4 protein-coding genes are annotated in these 3,693 nt (G+C 36.5%); 1 reads left to right on the top strand and 3 read right to left on the bottom strand.

Annotated features, from left to right (window positions below):
* Together AC1DOS_RS18705 and AC1DOS_RS18700 are read right to left on the bottom strand one after the other, a co-directional pair.
* A partial coding sequence (locus tag AC1DOS_RS18705; protein ID WP_477538718.1) for an AI-2E family transporter occupies positions 1–940 on the bottom strand: 940 nt, incomplete at its 3' end.
* A gap of 88 nt (positions 941–1,028) precedes the next feature.
* Positions 1,029–1,985 carry an LCP family protein gene (locus AC1DOS_RS18700; protein WP_477538717.1) on the bottom strand — a complete coding sequence of 319 codons (957 nt, stop codon included), beginning with the start codon at positions 1,983–1,985 and terminating at the stop codon, positions 1,029–1,031.
* Between the two features lie 144 nt (positions 1,986–2,129).
* On the opposite strand from AC1DOS_RS18700, the gene msrA reads away from it, so the two are divergent.
* Entirely contained in the window at positions 2,130–2,648 is a 519-nt protein-coding gene (gene msrA, locus AC1DOS_RS18695; protein WP_477538716.1) for a peptide-methionine (S)-S-oxide reductase MsrA, read from the top strand.
* An 8-nt stretch (positions 2,649–2,656) separates the two neighbouring features.
* Here msrA and AC1DOS_RS18690 read toward each other — a convergent pair.
* Positions 2,657–3,693 (bottom strand): MFS transporter (locus AC1DOS_RS18690; protein ID WP_477538715.1); only part of this gene is annotated, 1,037 nt, incomplete at its 5' end.

Here is a 3,693-nt window from a genome sequence, read left to right as displayed (position 1 = left end):
GAACAACCGTCCATACGATAGCTAATTTAGCTAACATAAATGGAGATGTAACCAAGGCAATAACTGCTGCTGGAGCGATCGCGATAATTGGACCTAAATAAGGTACTACACTTGTAATCATGGCTAATACGCCAAGTAATAATGCATATTTCATCCCTATAATTAAGAATCCAATAAACACCATAAAGCCAATACACATCGCTACTAAAATTTGCCCTTGGACATATGCACTGATTTGTTTATCTGCATCTTTCATAACTTGATGTGTATCTTCTCTCATACGAGGTGGTAATAAATCAAGAATATAGCGCGGTAACTTTTCCCCGTCTTTTAACAAATAAAACAAGAGAAACGGGACCGTTACGATAGCTAATATTAAACCAGTTAACGTAGAGATTACTTTTCCGATACCACTTGCAACCCCACCCACAGCATTCTGAAGAGTGTTGCCAATATCTTCGGGAATTTGCTTCATAAGGGTATCAACGTCAAATTCTAAGTCTGCATAGTAACTCGAATAAATCGAAGTTCGAAGAAACGCATCAAAAGATATCGCAAGCTGTTTGAAATATTCAGGAAATTCTTGAATCAGATTGGTTAATTGAACTTTTAAAAACGGGAATACAAGGAGAATTAATGTTGTGAGTAAGCCGATTAATACAAGGAAAATAATTAAAATACCCCAAATTTTCGGGATTTTCCATTCTATTAATTTTCGCAATAACGGTCGCAATAGGTAATAACCAATGGTTGCTAAAATAACAGGCAGTACCACATTTGCTAATAACACTTGGAGTGGATAAAAAACAAATGAAACGACATCAAAAATCCAAATAATTAATCCAACTAAAAAAATTAAAAACAATAAGAAGAGCGTGTTTTTTCCACCTAGAAACTGAATAAATCTAGTGGAGAAAAAGGAAGTTTTTTCATGTTGCATAATTTGTCCTCACTTTCGAATTCTCCTAATCTATAAATGATTACAATGAACTTTATCATACAGGAAAAATGCGTTGATTATCAAATAATCAACGCAGTGGCATCCCAATGAATTCACTTAGAGCTGCTTTATTTTCTTCTAGATTAATTTCAATAACTGATCCTACTCCAGGATAAGAACCATAATCATAACTTTTTTCTATAGGTATTGTTAATTTGTTAATTTCTACTCCTCCGCTAAACGCAAGACTAAGTACTTTTCTTACTTCATCGGTTGTGGAGTAATCAGATTGGACATACCCCTGGATAGCACCAKCAAATTTAGGATAATGAACAGCATTAGTAGGGCTTAGCACTTCGTCTTTTAGTGCTTCTATCACTTTTTGCTGCCTTGCAACTCGTCCAAAATCACCTTCAGAGTCAGCACGGAATCGTGCGTAGCCTAGAAGCTCTTTTCCATTTAATTGCTGAACACCAGGTTCAAGTGAGACACCAATTTTCTCAGACATTGCTTTTTCGACATCAACTTCCACGCCGTTCGGTGCAACGACATCAACTAAAGATTCAAAGTTGTGAAAATCGATAAGTGCGTAATGATGGATTGGTACTCCAAACATGCCAGAAATAGTATCTTTAACTAATTGAACGTCACCTAAATAATAAGCCGTGTTCAACTTATAGCTTTTATATCCAGGAATTTCAGCATAGATATCTCTCATAAATGACACGACGTTTACCTCGTCTGTTTCTTTGTTCCACGAAACAAGCATCATCGTGTCAGAACGTGATTGTTCCTCTCCTCTAGTATCTACTCCAAGAACTAACACATTTTCAATTGAAGGATTCTTTACGTCTAGAGGATCTCCAGTAAACTCAATATCTTTTTGTTCGACAGCAGAAGCTAATTTTTGTCCAGCTTTATATTGAACAAATGAAAACACACTAATTCCTATAATTAATAGAAATAAAATAGTCATAATAAAACGTCCATAACGGAACTTTCTTTTCCTTCTCATGGATCTACGATTTGGAACTTGTTCTTCCAAAATGTTCCCCCCTTTAATACGTACGAATAATAGAACGAATTATAAACAATTAAGTTGCATTTTTTCTACTCAATCATAGTTCTTGAGCACAAATGATGCAAGTGCTACACTATGATTTATGAAGAGTTTGAAAGGGGTTATGAAATGGAGAAAGCTACATTTGCAGGTGGTTGTTTTTGGTGTATGGTTAAACCCTTTGATCAATTTGACGGAATTGATTCTGTTATCTCAGGTTATATGGGTGGACATGTCCAAAACCCAACTTACGAAGACGTGAAAAAAGGAAATTCCGGTCATCTTGAAGTTGTACAAATTCAATTTGATCCTACCATTTTTACATATGAGCGATTGCTAGATATTTATTGGCAGCAGATTGACCCAACAGATGATGAAGGTMAATTTCAAGATCGCGGCGAGTCATATAAAACAGCTATATTTACACATAGTGATGAACAATTTGAAAAAGCAATAATTTCAAAAAATGCCCTCGCTGAAACTGGTCGTTTTTCAAAACCGATCGTTACACCTATTTTACTGGCACAAACATTTTATATCGCAGAAGAATATCACCAAGATTATTATAAAAAAGAGCCGGAACATTACGCAGAAGATCGCGCTAAGTCCGGCCGTGATAACTTCATCCATGAGAATTGGAAGAAGTAATTCAGTTTCTAGCCTTGCGTATGCAAGGCTTTTTTGTTTAATAATAGTGTAACTACTAACATCCCCAAAATTAATACGAGCATGACATAGTATGTCATTTGATGCGTACCGCTATAGTCATACAATATTCCAATTGCGAGTGGAACAAGTCCTCCCATTATAAAACCACCAGTTTGAACCATCGCAGTCCAAGCATTTGTTTCTTTTGAATCAGTTGTTTCATCAAGTGGTAACAGCAATGCTAATGGGAACAACCCTCCAAGTGTAAATCCTAATAATATCGAAGCGGGCCAAACAAGTGTAACATTCCCTGTTAATAGGAGTACAAGTCCAAGTGTTCCAATAAAGAGTGAGAAATAAATCCAAAATGAGCGCTTTGGGAATTTTTCAAGTAATAAAGGAATAGAAATGTTAGCTATAATTTGTGAAACTGTCATAACACTAATGACTGATCCTGCTTCAATCACACTAAATCCTAATTCACTTACTGCAGATGCCAGCCATGTTGTTAATGAGAAGAACAATGAAGCTTGAAAACCAAAGAATAATAATATCAGCCACGCTCTTCTATTTGTCCAGGGTGAACGGAATGTTACTTCTAGTTTATCAGTTGAAACTGTTCGTTCTTGCTGCGGTGTCATCACGATAAACCAGACTAAGTATGCAATTAATGCTAATGAAGACCAAAAGGCAAGCGCAAACTCCCATTGCTCACCAATCAACACATACAATACTCCAGTTAATCCCGCACTCAATGTTGCACCAACCCCCATTCCTAAAGAATAGATGCCGATAGCCGAAGCCATTCGAGTCGGGAATTTTTCTTTGATTAGCGAAGATAATATCGGACCGATTATGGCAATCGCCACACCAATGATAAATGCTGTTATCAAAAGTGAAACGTAATCATGGAACAAAGCACGCGACAGAGTTAATATCCCGATTACACCGATGAGTAAAGAAACTCCACGTCTTTGACCAAATTTATTAAACCAATGTACAGCGAGTGGTGCGAATAACCCCATACAAATAACAGGTATAGCTG

The organism is Paenisporosarcina sp. P5_A11, from assembly GCF_056400705.1.
The sequence above is the reverse complement of the archived record's forward strand: the minus strand, read 5'-3'. Positions and strand labels throughout refer to the sequence as shown.